Source organism: Sphingobacterium sp. UME9 (assembly GCF_014170215.1).
In the GTDB taxonomy this organism is placed as follows: Bacteria; Bacteroidota; Bacteroidia; order Sphingobacteriales; family Sphingobacteriaceae; genus Sphingobacterium; species Sphingobacterium paramultivorum.
Map to the genome: position 1 here is coordinate 1,008,332 of NZ_LZZP01000013.1, position 15,889 is coordinate 1,024,220.

At 39.8% G+C, this 15,889-nt stretch carries 16 protein-coding genes; 12 read left to right on the forward strand and 4 right to left on the reverse strand.

Translation table 11 applies throughout. The features are described 5' to 3' along the window. Nucleotides 1-164: 164 nt before the first annotated feature. Nucleotides 165-671 carry a pyridoxamine 5'-phosphate oxidase family protein gene (locus A9970_RS23305; RefSeq protein WP_182983929.1) on the forward strand — a complete coding sequence of 169 codons (507 nt, stop codon included), beginning with the start codon at nucleotides 165-167 and terminating at the stop codon, nucleotides 669-671. 91 nt (nucleotides 672-762) lie between these two features. Here A9970_RS23305 and A9970_RS23310 read toward each other — a convergent pair whose 3' ends face one another. Next, entirely contained in the window at nucleotides 763-915 is a 153-nt protein-coding gene (locus A9970_RS23310) for a lmo0937 family membrane protein (protein WP_112376008.1), read from the reverse strand. Between the two features lie 53 nt (nucleotides 916-968). Further along, the gene (locus A9970_RS23315; RefSeq protein WP_286734704.1) at nucleotides 969-1,493 is read right to left on the reverse strand and encodes a ClbS/DfsB family four-helix bundle protein; all 525 of its coding nucleotides are present in this window, start codon (nucleotides 1,491-1,493) and stop codon (nucleotides 969-971) included. A 347-nt stretch (nucleotides 1,494-1,840) separates the two neighbouring features. Here A9970_RS23315 and A9970_RS23320 point away from each other — a divergent pair, with 347 nt between their 5' ends. The 9 genes from A9970_RS23320 (at nucleotide 1,841) to A9970_RS23360 (ending at nucleotide 12,414) form a co-directional block, all read left to right on the forward strand. Beyond that, nucleotides 1,841-2,290: a protein-disulfide reductase DsbD N-terminal domain-containing protein gene (locus A9970_RS23320; protein ID WP_075993535.1), complete on the forward strand. Its 450-nt coding sequence runs from the start codon at nucleotides 1,841-1,843 to the stop codon at nucleotides 2,288-2,290. Nucleotides 2,291-2,484: 194 nt separating this feature from the next. Beyond that, nucleotides 2,485-3,102, forward strand: a complete 618-nt coding sequence (locus tag A9970_RS23325) for a hypothetical protein (protein ID WP_075993534.1) — start codon at nucleotides 2,485-2,487, stop codon at nucleotides 3,100-3,102. Nucleotides 3,103-3,127: 25 nt separating this feature from the next. Continuing rightward, nucleotides 3,128-3,724, forward strand: a complete 597-nt coding sequence (locus tag A9970_RS23330) for an outer membrane beta-barrel protein (RefSeq protein ID WP_172840716.1) — start codon at nucleotides 3,128-3,130, stop codon at nucleotides 3,722-3,724. Nucleotides 3,725-3,941: 217 nt separating this feature from the next. After that, nucleotides 3,942-4,355 (forward strand): hypothetical protein, encoded by a 414-nt coding sequence (locus A9970_RS23335; RefSeq protein ID WP_182983930.1) that lies wholly within the window; start codon nucleotides 3,942-3,944, stop codon nucleotides 4,353-4,355. After that, the gene (locus A9970_RS23340; RefSeq protein WP_182983931.1) at nucleotides 4,286-6,655 is read left to right on the forward strand and encodes a GH116 family glycosyl hydrolase; all 2,370 of its coding nucleotides are present in this window, start codon (nucleotides 4,286-4,288) and stop codon (nucleotides 6,653-6,655) included. Before A9970_RS23335 ends, A9970_RS23340 begins: the two co-directional genes overlap by 70 nt. Beyond that, nucleotides 6,652-7,230, forward strand: a complete 579-nt coding sequence (locus A9970_RS23345) for an RbsD/FucU domain-containing protein (RefSeq protein ID WP_182983932.1) — start codon at nucleotides 6,652-6,654, stop codon at nucleotides 7,228-7,230. Before A9970_RS23340 ends, A9970_RS23345 begins: the two co-directional genes overlap by 4 nt. A gap of 127 nt (nucleotides 7,231-7,357) precedes the next feature. Next, nucleotides 7,358-8,569 carry a GTP-binding protein gene (locus A9970_RS23350; RefSeq protein WP_182983933.1) on the forward strand — a complete coding sequence of 404 codons (1,212 nt, stop codon included), beginning with the start codon at nucleotides 7,358-7,360 and terminating at the stop codon, nucleotides 8,567-8,569. 225 nt (nucleotides 8,570-8,794) lie between these two features. Further along, entirely contained in the window at nucleotides 8,795-11,533 is a 2,739-nt protein-coding gene (gene ligD / locus A9970_RS23355; protein ID WP_182983934.1) for a DNA ligase D, read from the forward strand. Nucleotides 11,534-11,727: 194 nt separating this feature from the next. Further along, nucleotides 11,728-12,414: a class I SAM-dependent methyltransferase gene (locus A9970_RS23360; protein ID WP_120332463.1), complete on the forward strand. Its 687-nt coding sequence runs from the start codon at nucleotides 11,728-11,730 to the stop codon at nucleotides 12,412-12,414. On the opposite strand, the gene A9970_RS23365 is transcribed toward A9970_RS23360, so the two are convergent. Next, nucleotides 12,398-13,375: a hypothetical protein gene (locus A9970_RS23365; RefSeq protein ID WP_182983935.1), complete on the reverse strand. Its 978-nt coding sequence runs from the start codon at nucleotides 13,373-13,375 to the stop codon at nucleotides 12,398-12,400. The two genes, A9970_RS23360 and A9970_RS23365, sit on opposite strands and share 17 nt — an antisense overlap. 233 nt (nucleotides 13,376-13,608) lie before the next feature. Here A9970_RS23365 and A9970_RS23370 point away from each other — a divergent pair, with 233 nt between their 5' ends. Together A9970_RS23370 and A9970_RS23375 are read left to right on the forward strand one after the other, a co-directional pair. Further along, nucleotides 13,609-14,670, forward strand: a complete 1,062-nt coding sequence (locus tag A9970_RS23370; protein ID WP_182983936.1) for a sensor histidine kinase — start codon at nucleotides 13,609-13,611, stop codon at nucleotides 14,668-14,670. Then, on the forward strand, nucleotides 14,667-15,380 hold the full coding sequence (locus A9970_RS23375; RefSeq protein ID WP_088162316.1) for a LytTR family DNA-binding domain-containing protein: 714 nt from the start codon (nucleotides 14,667-14,669) through the stop codon (nucleotides 15,378-15,380). The genes A9970_RS23370 and A9970_RS23375 overlap by 4 nt, the downstream gene beginning before the upstream one ends. 13 nt (nucleotides 15,381-15,393) lie before the next feature. On the opposite strand, the gene A9970_RS23380 is transcribed toward A9970_RS23375, so the two are convergent. Continuing rightward, entirely contained in the window at nucleotides 15,394-15,633 is a 240-nt protein-coding gene (locus A9970_RS23380; RefSeq protein WP_182983937.1) for a hypothetical protein, read from the reverse strand. Between the last annotated feature and the right edge of the window lie 256 nt (nucleotides 15,634-15,889).

The following is a 15,889-nucleotide window of genomic DNA, read 5'->3' on the forward strand; positions in this document are numbered from 1 at the left end:
TTGATGTAAAATTACTAATATTATTAGTATTAAGGATGCGTAAAATTACTTGATTTGCCTTTTTTTATTCGTACTTTTCCCCTTTCACTACCCAAGATAGCCTGAATTTGCTGAAAAAATAAACGATTTTCTACAGGATACTGTTCCTTAATAAACGACATATTATGGCAGAGAATAATTTAAATAACAAAGAAGCTTTAGATAAGCTTAAAGCAATTGTAGATCAAATCGATGTGGGAACAGTCTGTTCATTCCCAGCTGAATCGGAGTACCCACATGGGGTTCCAATGAGTAGACAAGAAGTAGACGAAGATGGAGATATTTGGTTTATTTGTTCTGCTGAGAGCGATACCTTTAAGAATATTGCACAGAACCCAAAAGCTTCCTTATTTTATGCGGACCCAAAACACTACACCTTTCTAAGTATAAATGGTAAAGCGAGTCTTTCGCGAGATCAGGAAAGGATAGATCGTTACTGGAACAAAATGATGGAAGGATGGTTTGAGAAAGGTAAGGAGGATCCCAATATCCGATTGTTGCGTGTTACGCCTAAAGATGCTCATTATTGGGATTCAGACTCCAATATGATTGTCAACCTGTTTAAGATGCTAAAAGGTAGACTAACAGGTGAAACGGAAGATATAGGTAAAGAAGGAGATCTGAATATTTAAGTTTATTAACTGAAGAATTTACAGCAAATACAAGCTCCTCAGCGTTAAAATGAGGAGCTTTTTATCGTAATCAATAAACTGCTTACAGTCTTCACGCGTTCCCTTTAATTACACGCAGAAGCACTGCAATGATAGCGATAACCAAAAGAATATGAATTAGCCCTCCGCCAACAAATCCGCCAAAAAAACTGATTGCCCATATCAGGACCAAAATAACAGCGATAGTATATAATAGATTTCCCATAGTAATGATTATATGTGTTTATTGAATAACAATATTTATCCAGCTATGGTTTACTATTTTTTTTCTTTTTTCCACTTACGGATTCTCCCGACTGCATTTTGATAAGGTGAAGCGGTGTTAAATTGAATCATTCTGCCTAAGGTCCATTTTCCATACCAGGTTACACCATAAAGCTGCATGTTTGTTTTTTGCTCGAGGAGTTCCATAATTGTTAAAACAGTTTGATCTAGTTTTGCGCACAAAGTCGTAAAATCGAGGTCGGCATAATCCTGATAAAATTTTTGAGCCAGTTTGCCTAGTTCATTCCATTTAAAACCAGTCTCCGGAAAATCAACCTCTTTGTCATCTTCACTTTTCTTATTCCATTTGAGAACCAGCTCACCCCAGCCAATTAAATAGGAAATTAGATTATTTATACTCATTACTGTTCCTTTAGCATGACCCTGGAGTATAAGAAGATTAGTTTGACCGATTGGAATATCGGAAAGTTCACAGACAAGATTACTGTAATTTGTACGGATAGCTTGAAGGAGTTCGTCTTTTGTGGTTGGTATAGCCATGGCATAAATGTGAATCATGCATAAGATACAGATAATTATGTAAAATTGATTCGCTCAGGATGGAGTTGTAGAGCAGAACGCGTTCACAAGCTCACAACAGACAATGTTTGACAATTCCCTTTGTTTTAGTCTGATAGCCTTTTTTGAATATATTACTGGAATTGAAAAAACTGAGCCTATAAAAGTGTAAAAAATATGGTTTAATTAGTTTTTTTTGATAAAATTTATTGTTTTATTGTGATCATATTGTGTTTTATTCTGTTTATAGCGAATATTGTTGTAAGCATTTAAGTGGTGTTTTACAGAAAAAATACTGTATGAAATGTGCTGCCGATGAAATAATAAACTGAAAAATTGATACAAACATGAAAAAGATTTTATTGTTAGTGACCGTGGTTATGTTCGCCGTTTCGGGCGCATTCGCTCAGATCCATAAACCTGTAAAATGGACTGTGGCCAGCAAAAAATTGAACAACAAGGAAGCTATGGTTTACGTGAAGGCTACCATTCAAGATGGTTGGCACATTTACTCTCAAAATGTAAAAGATGGAGGACCAATTCCAACATCTTTCAATTTCAGTAAAGCCGCTGACTATGCGTTGGTAGGTAAGACTGCTGAACCAAAACCAAAGATTAAACACGAAGAGGTTTTCAAAATGGATGTAGGATACTTTACAAATGAAGTGATCTTTCAGCAAAAAGTTTCGCTCAACAAAGGAACTGCAACAGTAAAAGGTACAGTGGAATGGCAAGCTTGTGACGCTTCACAATGTCTTCCTCCCGATGAATATGCTTTTGCTGTAACGATCAAATAATGTCATAAATAACAGCAATTAACCATCTAAAGCGATTTGGTGCTTGGGATAATTGATAGAAAAAGGAAAATTTAAGGATAAAGGCGAGGTATGATTACCTGGCCTTTTTTGTTTAAGAGCCCTTTGGTATAAAAAATAGCCCCTTTGGTATAATATGTTAAATCTATTTTTTACGGAATTTTAGTTTTGTTTAAATGGATTACACAAACTTACTTCAGCAGGCAGATCTTTTTTTAGTGCAGAGTTACCGCGAGAACCACAATCCACAACTGTGTTTTCACACGATTGATAGGGTTCGTGATATTGTAAATGCGGTAGTTATCCTGAGTGAAAAGTATAGCTTGACGGTCGAAGATAAATTCGTCGTAAATTGTGCCGCTTATTTTCAGGATATAGGTTATCTATTTGAAGGGGTAAAAGGAACCCGTCAGAGGAGCGTATCTGCAGCAAGGTGTTTTTTACAGGAACATTTGGTTGGAGAGTCCGTAATCAAAAAAGTTGAAATGTGCATTTTTGCAACAAGGCCCTCGAAAAAGCCAGAAAATCTGCTGGAGGAAATAGTTGTGGATGCGGTCTCATTTCATTTGGGGAGTAAAAGTTTTGTTGACCTTAATCAAAGGATGTATCTGGAAGTAAATTATAGAAAAAATCAGGTGGTCGATGAACGTATCTGGTGTGCACTGACCCTTGCCTTCTTGCGAACCCACAGGTACTTTACGAAGGAAGCGCGAATATTGAAGGAAAGTATAAAGAAAAATAATATAGCCTATTTTGTGAAGTTGCAAATTACAGGAAAACAGTTATTGGTCTAATGTAATGGTGTGTTTTATGGTAAAAATGATAAAGATAGATCGATTAAAGTTGAAGCATTGTACACTAGTTTGTTTTTTGATCGTGGGATTGTTCGGTTTCAAGACCGCATGTTACGGACAAATGGGGTTTGGACTTCGGGTTGGTGGTAATATTTCGCGTGCAAGTGGGAATGCATTTGGCGCCAATAGAATGGGATATCAATTGGGGGGAGATTTGATATTTGGGCTTAATAGCAAAATGGATATTCAAGTTGAACCTAGTTATAATTTAACCAGAATACGTGTTAATGACAACACAGCTTCCCTTTCCGGAGGTTTGTCTAAAGGGACCCGTTCGCTGAAATATCTCAACACTCCGGTGTACCTTAAAGTTAATTTTACAAGAAAATTTTCCATCCTGGGCGGTCTAGACCTTAATATGTTGCTCAATGACGACGCTTATAAGCTCAATGATGGAACACCAGCATTCAACAGTCGTACACGGATAGGTTACGCATTAGGGATAGACCTTGGCGCGCTGTATTTTAGATACCGACAGTTCAAAAAGAATAATAAAATTGTAGACAACTGGGATGCGCATATTGACCAGTATCAACTGGGATTTAAAGTGCGTTTGTTTTAAGCGAATAGATCCACTGGTAGGTAACCTTTACAGACTTTCCTGTGCTGTAAGCTGAGCCGCTCTGATTTTGCTACATCAGGCGGCTTTAACTTTTTTATTGATTAACCATTTGTTGTGAAGATGTTTATTGCTGGATATCAAGGATATTTCAATATCTTGTGTAGACAAACCAATAGTTCCTTCCGCTAAATTCGGGACGGCAATAAATTATAAACGAATGGATAGAAGAAGTTTTTTTAAGAAAGCCAGTTTAGTTGGCCTGGGCGTATTGGTCAGCAAATTTCCTGTATGGTCAAATACCGTATTTGCCTGGGATAAACCTGTTCACAACATTCCAGAGGAAAAAAGTCTCAGCGAGCAATGGTTTGATTCGCTGTATGAAAAGGGTAAAAAAATTACTTATCGAAAAAGTAAAAATGAGCTTCGGTACATTGGAATGCCTGTGGGTGGTTTACATTCGGGTACGGTCTATATAGGAGGTGATGGTCGGCTATGGTTGTGGCAGATATTTAATACGGATTATGATGGTGAGCGTGAGGGGATAGAGCCCAAAAATGTACAATGGAACAATGGAAAAGAATTGGCACTGTGCGGCCGAGGGATGGATCTGCTTATATTGAGCCTGCTATAGCAGACAACCTGCGGACTATGGAACAGGGCTTTGCGATTTCGACCTTAGTCGATGGAAAGCAGGTTATCAAGGAGCTTAGGGAAAACCACTGGGATGAAGTTACATTTGAAGCAACATATCCAACATGTCGAATAACCTATAGCAGTATCGATTTTCCATTGGATGTGGTGTTGGTCGCCTATTCGCCATTTATTCCTTTAGATCAGGACAATTCTTCGTTGCCACTTACCACAATACATATCGAATTGCAGAACAAGGGCGGCGCGCCAGTCGATGTAACGGTTACGGGCTGGATGGAAAATGGTGTACATAAAGGGCGGAAAGATTTTGATACTGTAAACAAACGCTCTTTCCTCGCGGAACATGCCGATACTCAAGTGTTGCTTTTTAGTTGCGATCAGGTTCCTACTCAAGCCATGGAAGCTGGCGACCATGGATCAATGGCTTTTACCTGTATTGATATCGAAGCGCAACCCACGACGAGGTTACAGGAATGGCCTGTAAAACCGCAGGAGGTAAAGGCGGATAGGGTGGATTCGACCGTCGATTTTTCGGATTTGCAAGTAGGTGCCTTTACGGTAAAACGGACAATAAAAGCGAAGGCGACAAGCCAAATTTCTTATGCAATATCTTGGTATTTTAACAATCCACACCCTAAACTGAAACTTCACCTCAAGGATGCGCAATCAGGTTATTGGTATGGTGCCAGGTTTAATAATGCGGCCGAAGTAATCAATTATTATTTGAACAATCGTGAAAAACTCGAGAGCGAAACCATGGCATGGCAGCAAACCTGGAATGATACAACACTGCCTTACTGGTTTATGGACCGCACTTTTGTCAATATAGGCACACTGGCCACAGCAAACACCATGCGTTTTGCTTCGGGAAGATTTTGGGGCTGGGAAGGAGTAGGGGCATGTGCCGGTACCTGTACGCACGTTTGGCAATATGGGCAGTCCATGGGCAGGATATTTCCGGATCTTGAACGTAATTTACGTGAAGTGACGGATTTAGGTGTTGGCTTTCAGTCTGATACCGGTGCCATCATCTTTCGTGCTGAATATGAAAAAAGACCAGCTATTGATGGGCAGGCTGGTGTTATTCTACGCTTCTATCGCGATCATCAGATGAGCAGCGATAGCGAATTCCTTAAGCGAAACTGGCCTAAACTTAAGAAGGCAGTTCAATTTTTTCTTGATCAGGATAAAAACAAGGATGGTATGACCGATACGCCAATGGAAAATACACTCGATGCGGTCTGGGAAGGTGAAATTGCCTGGATTGTCGGGTTATGTCTCGCAGCAATACAGGCTGCTGCATTGATGGCGAAGGAAGTAGGTGATAAAACCTTTCAAAAATCGTGTTTGGAATACGTTAGGAAGGGATCTGAAAATATGGATAGCAAACTCTTTAATGGAGAGTATTATATTCATCGTCCCGATATGCTGCAGGGGCGAAAGATGCTAGGCTCTTATAATACCTGTCATATTGACCAGGTTTATGGTCAGGCCTGGTGCAGACAAGTGGACATGCCGGGGGTCAATCGTCAGGAGAATGTTGTGTCTGCATTGAAAGCACTCTGGAAATATAACTTTACTATGGATGTTGGTCCCTATATAAAAACACATCTTGGCGGAAGGCCTTATGCCTTGGCTGGGGAGGGGGGCATGGTTATGAACACTAATCCAAAGAATGAAGACAAGGCTTATGGGGACAATACGACCTGGCAATTAGGTTATTTCCATGAATGCATGAGTGGCTTTGAACATCAGGTCGCAGCACATATGATGGCTGAAGGTATGGTTGACGAAAGTTTAACATTGACAAGGGTGATCCACGATCGCCATCATGCTGCCAAGAGAAATCCTTTTAATGAGATTGAATGCAGCGATCATTATGCACGTGCCATGGCAAGTTATGGAACCTTTATCAGCGCCTGCGGTTTTAGTTATCATGGGCCGAAAGGGCAGATTGGATTTGCCCCTAAGTTAGGAAAAGCAGATTTCAAGGCGCCTTTCACAACAGCAAAAGGATGGGGGACATATGCCCAGAAGCGAAAAACTAAAGGGGTATGTCAGTGTACACTGACCTTGAAATATGCTCAATTGATGCTCAATGAATTTCATCTAGGTGATGCGGATGACCTATCGCTCAATAAAAAACAACTCATTGTAAAGCAAAATGAAAGGTCGATTGAACTGGTTGAGCTGAAACGCACCGATGGGCGTCTGATCCTTAGTTTTAAGAAGCAAGTCATGCTAAAAAATGGAGATACACTAACAATACAATGGCTATGAAAAAATGGATAAATAATTTGCTTCTTTTCATGATGTTTGCTGTGATGGTCGCTTGTGAATCATCGCCACGTCATTTGGGTGATCCGCCGTTAAAACCAGACTGGAAGGATTTATTTTCGCAGCAATTACCTTTGTTAGGTCACCGCAATTGGATATTGATTGTTGATAAGGCCTATCCCGCTCCTGCTACCAAAAATATGCTGATTATTAATACGGGAAGAAAGATGCCTGAGGTATTGGATACCGCATTGCGACTACTCGATAAGCAAACACATATAAGACCTGTTTTTTACCAAGATAAGGAGCTTGGATACTTAGATGAAACCATCGCGCCAGGCTTAAAAGCATATCAGGAGAGTCTAAAGAAATTACTTCCGAACATAAAATTAACCCCGCTGATGCACGAAGAAGTATTTGCGAAAATGGATAAAGTAGCACAGCTTTTTGGTGTTGTCGTACTGAAGACCGAGTCAACTCTACCCTACAGTTCCTTGTTTATAGAACTGGACTGCAAGTATTGGGATGCTGATCGTGAACGTATCTTAAGGCAACGTCTTGCTGATCAGGTGAAATGAAACTTATCTTAATCATTGATAAGTGTTAAGGGCATTTGGAAGACTTTTGGTTTAGTGCGCACAATAATAAAGCAACAATGTTGCATTTAATTGTTATTGTTTTTACATTTGTGAAAACGAAATTACTATGAGCAGCATTTCCCAAAAAACTAAATTGCCTGTCACCGTTTTAAGTGGATTTTTAGGCGCAGGAAAAACAACACTATTGAATCATATTTTACACAATAAGGAGGGTAAGAAAGTGGCCGTCATTGTCAATGATATGAGCGAAGTGAACGTCGATGCACAGGCTGTTGAGCGCGAAAATGTACTTTCACGAACGGAAGAAAAATTAGTAGAGATGAGCAACGGATGTATTTGTTGTACATTAAGAGAGGATTTGATGGTGGAGGTGGAGCGACTAGCGAAAGAAAACCGTTTTGATTATCTTCTTATCGAAAGCACTGGTATTTCGGAGCCTATCCCTGTTGCCCAAACATTCAGTTATGTTGGTAATGATAATGCGATTGACCTGTCTACATTCAGTTATATTGACACCATGGTAACAGTTGTGGACTGTTTCAACTTTGCCAAAGATTTTGGAAGCGCCGACACCTTATTAGATCGGAAATTGACGGACGACGATTATGATAATAGGGCGATCGTAAATCTGTTGACTGATCAGATCGAGTTTGCGAATGTTATCCTCCTGAATAAGGCCGATCTGGTATCTGAGGAAACTTTGGGTACCTTGGAGGCTGCAATTGGGCGGCTCAATCCAGGTGCAAAGCGTATCCGTACACAATTTGGACGCGTTGATCCCCGGGAAATTATGGGTACGGGCTCTTTTAATTTTGATGAAGCTTCATCTTCGGCAGGGTGGATCAGGGAACTTGAAAATGAACATACACCCGAAACAGCAGAGTACGGTATTTCATCTTTTGTTTTTCGATCGCAACGGCCCTTCCATCCACAACGACTGCACCGCTACCTCAACGAGCGCTACCCGCACAATATCATACGAGCCAAAGGTCTACTGTGGTTGGCCTCCCGCCCGCATTTGGCCATTAGCTTTAGTCAGGCAGGCGGTAGCGTAAGGTTGGAAAGTGCAGGCTCATGGTGGAGTAGCATGCCCGAAGAGCAGCGTTATCAGTATCCCAGTTATGCCGAAATCAGAGCTGAACTTCTTAAACGTTGGCATCCGGAGTGGGAAGATCGAAAAAATGAATTGGTATTTATAGGTCAGGATCTGGATAAAGAAAAATATCTGGCAGAGCTGGAAGAATGCCTGTTGACCGAAGAAGAAGGCTATGACTGGCGTTTTACCTGGTGGAAAGACGAATTTCCTAAAAATATTTAAAACTATTTGCGATCTGCATCGGTTAAAAAAGTAAGTAATGTAGGTTAGATATTGTATTTTTCGAAGGTCAGGGGTTGATTTCCTGGCCTTTTTTATGCTGATTTGTCAGATCTTACCCGGAAAACTATACTGAACCTTTATCAATCCGAACATCTAAAAAAACAAACTTTTTTTGTGTTATGGTTGTGTTAAGATAGAAAGTTAGCTACGATTAAAAACAGGCGTATGGGTTTGTCAAAATATCGCGAAAAGCGTTCCGCAGGAAAAACACCGGAACCCTTTGGAGGAAGATCAAGCGGAAAGGAGTTGCGTTTCGTCGTGCAGAAGCATGATGCTTCGCATCTGCATTATGATTTTCGGCTGGAAATGAACGGGGTGCTCAAAAGTTGGGCGGTTCCCAAGGGGCCATCTATGGACCCATCTATCAAACGCTTGGCCATGATGGTTGAAGATCATCCTTACGATTACCGGAATTTTGAAGGTATCATACCAAAAGGACAGTATGGGGGTGGCACAGTGATCGTGTGGGATGAAGGGAGCTATGAAGCTTTAGCTCCTGAGACAAATGATATTGTAAAAATGGATAAGAATCTTCGACATCAGCTTTATAGCGGAAAGCTCAAATTCAGATTGTTTGGAGAAAAATTGAAGGGAGAATTTGCTTTGGTAAAAGCATATGGAAGAGGGGGGAATGAATGGCTACTGATGAAGTTGGAAGATCAATATGCAACACGCAAGGATGTCATAGCAAAGGATAAATCCGTATTGTCGGGAAAGACGATAGCGGAAATGGAAAAATCGCCCGATAAAGTCTATGGACAGCCTGTTGTTAAAAAGAATAGCATATCAAAAAATAAAAGCAAAAAAAGTAGGAATGCTGCTGAAATAATCAGCAACCAGTTGGAAGAAGTGCCTAAAAAGAAAAAGGCTGAGACGCAGAAACAAGCGTATAATATCACCGACTTGCTAAAGAAATTACCGAAGCAGGTCTTTTATAATACGGTGCAGCCCATGCTGGCGACGCTGATCGACAAGCCTTTTGATGATCAAAACTGGGTATACGAGGTGAAATGGGACGGTTATCGTGCTTTGGCCTTTATGAAAAATGGCAAAATAGAACTAAAATCCAGAAATGACAAAAGCTTCAATGAAAAGTTTTATCCAGTATATGATACCCTGAAAAGCATCGCGATCAATGCCATACTCGATGGTGAGATCGTTGTATTGGAAAAAAATGGAACGGCCAATTTTGCGGCCCTACAAAACTGGAGAAGTGAGGCGGATGGCGATTTGGTATATTATGTATTTGATATCCTTTGGTACGATGGAAAAGATCTAAAAGGTCTTTCGCTATTGGAAAGAAAAGCGATTTTAAAGGAGGTAATGCCGCAAAACGATTTGATTTTATTGAGTGAACATTTCGATACATCGGGCGTTGGATTTTTGAATGAAGCCCAAAAACTCGGTCTTGAGGGTATTTTGGCCAAACGCAAGGAAAGCGTTTACCATATACATGAGCGTTCAGCTGACTGGTTGAAAATCAAGGCTAATAAGCGTCAGGAGGTTGTTATTGGCGGTTTTACAAAGAACGAAGGCTCCAGCAAACTGTTTAGTAGCCTATTGGTAGGCCTATATGAAGGTAAAAAGCTTATTTATACCGGAAAGGTCGGAACAGGATTCAGTGCAAAATTACAACAAGAGCTGATGGCGCAGTTCAAACCCTTGGTCACAAAAAATAGCCCGTTTGATGACGAACCCGATATCAACAAATCCTCACGATTTAGACCCCGCCCTCCTCATGCTGCTGTCACCTGGCTACATCCCAACCTGGTTTGCGAAGTGAGCGTTACAGAAATGACCGGTGACGGCGTTATGCGACATCCCTCATTTGTCGGCATGCGTAACGATAAAAATGCCAAAAAAGTGATTCTAGAAGAAGAGCAGGCCGTTAATGAGATTATCGGCAAACAATCAAAAGAGGGAGATGGGATGCGAAAGAATAGTAAGGAAGGCAGTTCGGATAAGAAAAACTATAAAACAATGCTAAACCCCAAAGACAAAACCCAGGTTCAGAAGGTAAATGGACATGAGTTAAAATTTACCAACCTCGATAAACTATTTTGGCCTGACGAAAAAATCACCAAGCGCGATTTAATTAATTACTATGAGCAGGCTGCACCTTTTATTTTACCATACCTTAAAGATCGACCACAAAGCATGAATCGATACCCAAATGGTATCAAAGAAGAAGGGTTCTATTTCAAGGATGTTACCGATACAGCACCGGAATGGGCAGAAACCTATCTTTACCAAAGTGAGGCCGATGGCCGTGATCGGCATTATCTGGTCGGAAAAGACGAGGCTACATTGTTATATATGGCTAATCTTGGCTGTATCGAAATGAATCCCTGGAGTAGTACCGTCAGAAAACCGGATAATCCGACCTTTTGTATCATTGATCTGGATCCGGATAAAAATACATTTGATCAGGTTATTGAAACCGCCCAGCTCACCAAACAACTTTTAGATGATATGGGGGTACCTTCGTATTGTAAAACAAGTGGTTCCACGGGACTTCACATATATATACCATTAGGAAATAAATATAATTACGATCAGTCCAAGGAGTTTGCGCATATTATTGTCACCCTGATTCATGCGGAGCTACCCAACTATACCAGCTTAGAGCGAACTGTTCGTGCTCGGAAAGGTAAAATGTATCTTGATTTTCTTCAAAATAGACCACATGCTACCATTGCTGCAGCATATTCAGTACGTCCCAAGCCTGGAGCGACAGTGTCCATGCCATTACATTGGGATGAAGTTAAAAAAGGGTTGAAAATTAGTGATTTCACCTTGTTTAATGCGATTGAAAGAATACATGAGCTGGGTGATATCTTTAAACCTGTATTGGGGAAAGGGATCGATCTGAAAAAAGTAATTGATACACTCTCAAAAAAATAGTATTGATATAACCTGAATATAGAAACTCATTGACCGATCTATTCGGTGAAATATAAGTAACGAGATTGTAAGAATAATCATTAGCTATTTAGAATAGTTTTAAATAGATGACTTTGGATGTATATTTGGAATGCAGAAAAGGTATACCTTTTAACTGCATACTGATTTTATATTGAACGATTATTGTTAGCTAGATGAATAAAGTAGAACTGTTTGAAAATGAGCGCGCAAGTGGCTATGACCAATTTGTTGAGAGCTGGATTCCTAATTACCATTATTTTTTAGATCAGCTGCCAAAGCTCCTCCGAGAAACTGAAAATAAGGATTTATTGGTGGTAGGATGTGGCACAGGAAATGAAATAGAACGTTTTGTTGACACAGCAGAATCTTGGACAATAACCGGGGTAGATCCGTCGCCTGAGATGATTAGTCAGGCCCTGGAAAAATTTGAAGCGGACGAGAATGTTCATCTTGTCGAAGGTGTGGTAAGTGATTTGGACGAAGAGAAACAATATGGTGCTGCGACGCTTTTGCTTGTATTACACTTTTTAGAAGACAATGGCGAAAAATTAGTTCTGCTCCAAGATATTTCTAAGAGAATGATGTCGCAAGCACCCTTGTTATTATTAGATATTACGGGCAATAAGGAGCAGATTCAACAAAACTTGCAGTTGTTGAGGCTTCTTCTGCCCAAGGGGATAGATGAAATACAGGTCGCTCAAAGATTGCGAAGAATCGAGCATGAATTGTTGCATGTCTCGGAAGAACGATTAGCCGAGCTCTGTGAGGAAGCCGGATTTGAACCTCCTGTTCGATTCTTTCAATCATCGATTTATATGGGGTGGATAACCCGAAAAAAAGATATTATTTCCTTTTCTTAGCAAAGGGATTGAAGGAAAGCCCTGCATTAATATAAAACGAAGGATCGGGACTTGCTTCCCATACATAATCGCGCTGGGTTTTGTTTTTTTCAAATACGCGTGCACGAGGTATGGTTTTTAGTCCTGATTTAAGGGTAGCAATAAAAGATCGGCCTAGGTTATGTTCATAAGTCAGACCCGAATTGATCTCCATCTGACTGAAGGTATATACTTTTTCAGCGCCCTGAAAGTTATAGAGGTAGAAGATCGTACTATTTAAATCGGAACCTATTGAAACGCGGCCATTCCGTAAGACCTCTTTTCGAAGGTAGGCTCCTTTAGGTAAGATGACATCAAGTATCATCCCATTGGCAAATTGTTGCTTGTAGGCAAAGGTTGGGAAAACCGGAATAATTGCTGCCGGATCTATAAAGCCGATGAGGCCCACCGCCATTTGAATCTCCCGCGTAGCTTTTAGTACCACAGTAGCAGATAATATCCCATTAATGCGTTCTATTGCTTTTTCACTTCCATTGGCAGCAACCGTTGCGGTATAAAATGCTACTTTGCCCCATAAACGTGAATAACGGGTAAGATAAAGTGATTCGTAATGATAATGATATTGATGGGTTGACTGTATGGTGGATTGTGCGATGGGGTCTAGACGATTGGAGTTGACAGAAGTGAACTGATAGCCAATATTGGTACCCAAGTTCCAGGTTCTGCTCTTTAAAAAATTAATGTTGATACTACCTCCGGCTTGGTACATCGATTCTACTTTTGTTTTAGGTAAATCCTGACCTTGGAGTTTTGATGAATAACTGTATCCTGTATTGGATTCATAGGTCAAATTGAGGACCCGTGTTATGGGAAATTTGTCAGTAACAACAGCCCTCGCTTTTTGCTGTACGCTATCTTTAGTCTGTGCGATTGAAGTGGATATACGAAACAATAGTACTGACACTAAAAGTATTTTTTGCATAAATGTATGATTAAAATCATTGTAAGGATAGCCGAAATTTGTAGGTGGTATTTTTTTTTTAGACCAACAGGTCTTGTTTTTATACAAAAGTCCAATTTAGGGGAACAGTGAAAAGGAACGTTAAAAATCATCTCCCAGTTTTGGTATAAAAAAAACAGGTCTTCGTATAAGAGATCGGATTCTTGCCAAGAAAAGCTTTATTTTTGTTATTTAGGTTAAAATCATTCTAATGCATGCAAGACTTCAATAATAGCATTGTTTTAAGGTATTTTACAGAAAATAAATTCAGGCCACTGCGACACGTGGTTTTTCTGATCGGTTTACTGTTGCTCTTTGCAAATGCAAATTCGAGTTCTCATTTTCAAGGGAGTTACCGGTTTTATTTTTCTATTATCCTATGGTTTGTATTCGTCTGCATGTTTTACGCCAATATGTATGTACTGATCCCAAAGTTTTTCTTTAAGGCCAAATATGAGTTATATGTCTTAGCATTGATACTGCTGGTAACGGCCAGTTTGCTGGTAGTCATGTACATTGCAAATTACATCTATTCCATTCATATTCCCGCTATAAAAAAACCGGAGTCGGACTCTATGGGGCTAATCGCCGCATTATTTATCTGTATTCCGATTATTCTAACCACCACGACATTTAAGCTTTTTAAACGTTGGTTGGAAGACAATAAGCGTATTTCTGAACTGAAAAACCTGGCTTTGACCACAGAGCTTGTTTCCTTAAAAAATCAGATTCAGCCACATTTTTTATTCAACATGCTGAACAACGTTAAAGCTTTAATTCGAAAAGATCCGACTATGGCTACCGAGGTCATCATGAAGATATCAGATTTTCTAAGATATCAGCTGTATGAAAATAACGATGATAAGACACTTCTGAAGTCCGAAATCAATTTTATAAGCAATTTCCTGAAATTGGAGGAAATACGCCGCGATAACCTAAAAACATGTATATCTTGCCCAATAGAATTGGAAAAAAAGGGTGTATTTCTACCGCCGCATCTATTTACGGCCTTTGTTGAAAACGCGATTAAACATAGTCTCAGCGCCGGTGATGCTGATACTTTCATCACAATCCATTTTTCTGAGACGGATCAGCAGCTTTGTTTTGAATGTGAAAATTCGAAAGATCCCGACAACTCATTCGTCCGAAGCAAATATAGCGGACTGGGATTGGCTAATGCCAAAAGACGACTGGATCTGCTGTATAGAAATGATTATGAACTTTCGGTGTCAACAACTGAGACATTATATAGCGTTAAACTTACTATTCCCTTATGAATTGCATTATTGTAGACGATGAACCCCTGGCTAGGGAGGAAATGAAAAATTTAATCGAAGAAATTTCGTCTATTCAGATAGTCGGTACATTTTCCAATGCGATATCGGCATTGGAATGTATTAAGACAAACCCGGTGGACTTGCTTTTTTTGGATATCGAGATGCCGACGGTCAATGGACTCGATTTTGCACAGTCTCTTCCAAATGACAAGCTGGTTATCCTGACGACTGCCTATGCGCAATATGCACTGAAAAGTTACGAATTGGATGCAATAGATTATCTGCTGAAACCGATTAATAAAGACCGCTTAGCCAAAGCGATCGATAAAGCAATGGCCTATAAAAAATTACTAGCGTTAAAAGAAAACCAAAGTACGGTTGAGAAGGCCAGTGAGGATGCACTTTTTATTAAATCGGATAGGAAATACTATAAAATTGCATTTACTGATATTCGCTTTATAGAAGCACTCAAAGATTATGTGGTTATCTATACCCGGAATAATAAACTGATTACTGCAATGAATTTGAAGACAATTCACCAGAAACTTCCGGTGAGCCTGTTTGCGCGTACCAGCAAATCCTATCTGATTAATTTATCGTTTATTGATTCTTTTGATAACCATACTGTTTACATCGATAAGTTTGAAATCCCGATTGGTGAGATTTATCGAGAATCTTTCTTTAAACAATATACAGGAGGGCTACTTTGATCGAATAGTTATCCTAGGCAACCACAAAGCGATCCAGAAAATCGACTTGGATACCATAACTACGTAGGAAATTTGTCAGATAGTCGACACAACACTCTTCTGTTTCGAACCGGAAAATAGCATCCTCATCATCAAGATCAACCGTGGCATCTTGTACTTGTGGAAGATGAGTTTTGACCAATTGCATCAAAAAATTTTTCTTGTCTTTGGTCTTCACTGAACTTTTAAAAATCATCACTTGCCTAACTTTCATCGCTACTAATTTATTTGCGTTCAAAATCATTTGATTCCCCAATCACCTGAGGTATCCTTACAAATTTATGTTCCTGGTGACACCGGGAAATCGATATTATACGAAAGCATTTAATTTTTATACAAAACAAGATTGAGCAGGCAGTGTACGCATGATGTACATCAAAAATAAATACCAGCGGCTATCAATTCTAAATTTCTACAGAAAGGGGAGGCATCTTTGTCAGGTGTTACAGTTAAGTAGCTTTTTAGTTTTT

Coding starts and splice junctions, on each gene's coding strand:
- A9970_RS23305 (WP_182983929.1), top strand. CDS start 165: ATGGCAGAGAATAATTTAAATAACAAAGAAGCTTTAGATAAGCTTAAA.
- A9970_RS23310 (WP_112376008.1), bottom strand. CDS start 915: ATGGGAAATCTATTATATACTATCGCTGTTATTTTGGTCCTGATATGG.
- A9970_RS23315 (WP_286734704.1), bottom strand. CDS start 1,493: ATGATTCACATTTATGCCATGGCTATACCAACCACAAAAGACGAACTC.
- A9970_RS23320 (WP_075993535.1), top strand. CDS start 1,841: ATGAAAAAGATTTTATTGTTAGTGACCGTGGTTATGTTCGCCGTTTCG.
- A9970_RS23325 (WP_075993534.1), top strand. CDS start 2,485: ATGGATTACACAAACTTACTTCAGCAGGCAGATCTTTTTTTAGTGCAG.
- A9970_RS23330 (WP_172840716.1), top strand. CDS start 3,128: ATGATAAAGATAGATCGATTAAAGTTGAAGCATTGTACACTAGTTTGT.
- A9970_RS23335 (WP_182983930.1), top strand. CDS start 3,942: ATGGATAGAAGAAGTTTTTTTAAGAAAGCCAGTTTAGTTGGCCTGGGC.
- A9970_RS23340 (WP_182983931.1), top strand. CDS start 4,286: ATGGAACAATGGAAAAGAATTGGCACTGTGCGGCCGAGGGATGGATCT.
- A9970_RS23345 (WP_182983932.1), top strand. CDS start 6,652: ATGAAAAAATGGATAAATAATTTGCTTCTTTTCATGATGTTTGCTGTG.
- A9970_RS23350 (WP_182983933.1), top strand. CDS start 7,358: ATGAGCAGCATTTCCCAAAAAACTAAATTGCCTGTCACCGTTTTAAGT.
- ligD (WP_182983934.1), top strand. CDS start 8,795: ATGGGTTTGTCAAAATATCGCGAAAAGCGTTCCGCAGGAAAAACACCG.
- A9970_RS23360 (WP_120332463.1), top strand. CDS start 11,728: ATGAATAAAGTAGAACTGTTTGAAAATGAGCGCGCAAGTGGCTATGAC.
- A9970_RS23365 (WP_182983935.1), bottom strand. CDS start 13,375: ATGCAAAAAATACTTTTAGTGTCAGTACTATTGTTTCGTATATCCACT.
- A9970_RS23370 (WP_182983936.1), top strand. CDS start 13,609: ATGCAAGACTTCAATAATAGCATTGTTTTAAGGTATTTTACAGAAAAT.
- A9970_RS23375 (WP_088162316.1), top strand. CDS start 14,667: ATGAATTGCATTATTGTAGACGATGAACCCCTGGCTAGGGAGGAAATG.
- A9970_RS23380 (WP_182983937.1), bottom strand. CDS start 15,633: ATGAAAGTTAGGCAAGTGATGATTTTTAAAAGTTCAGTGAAGACCAAA.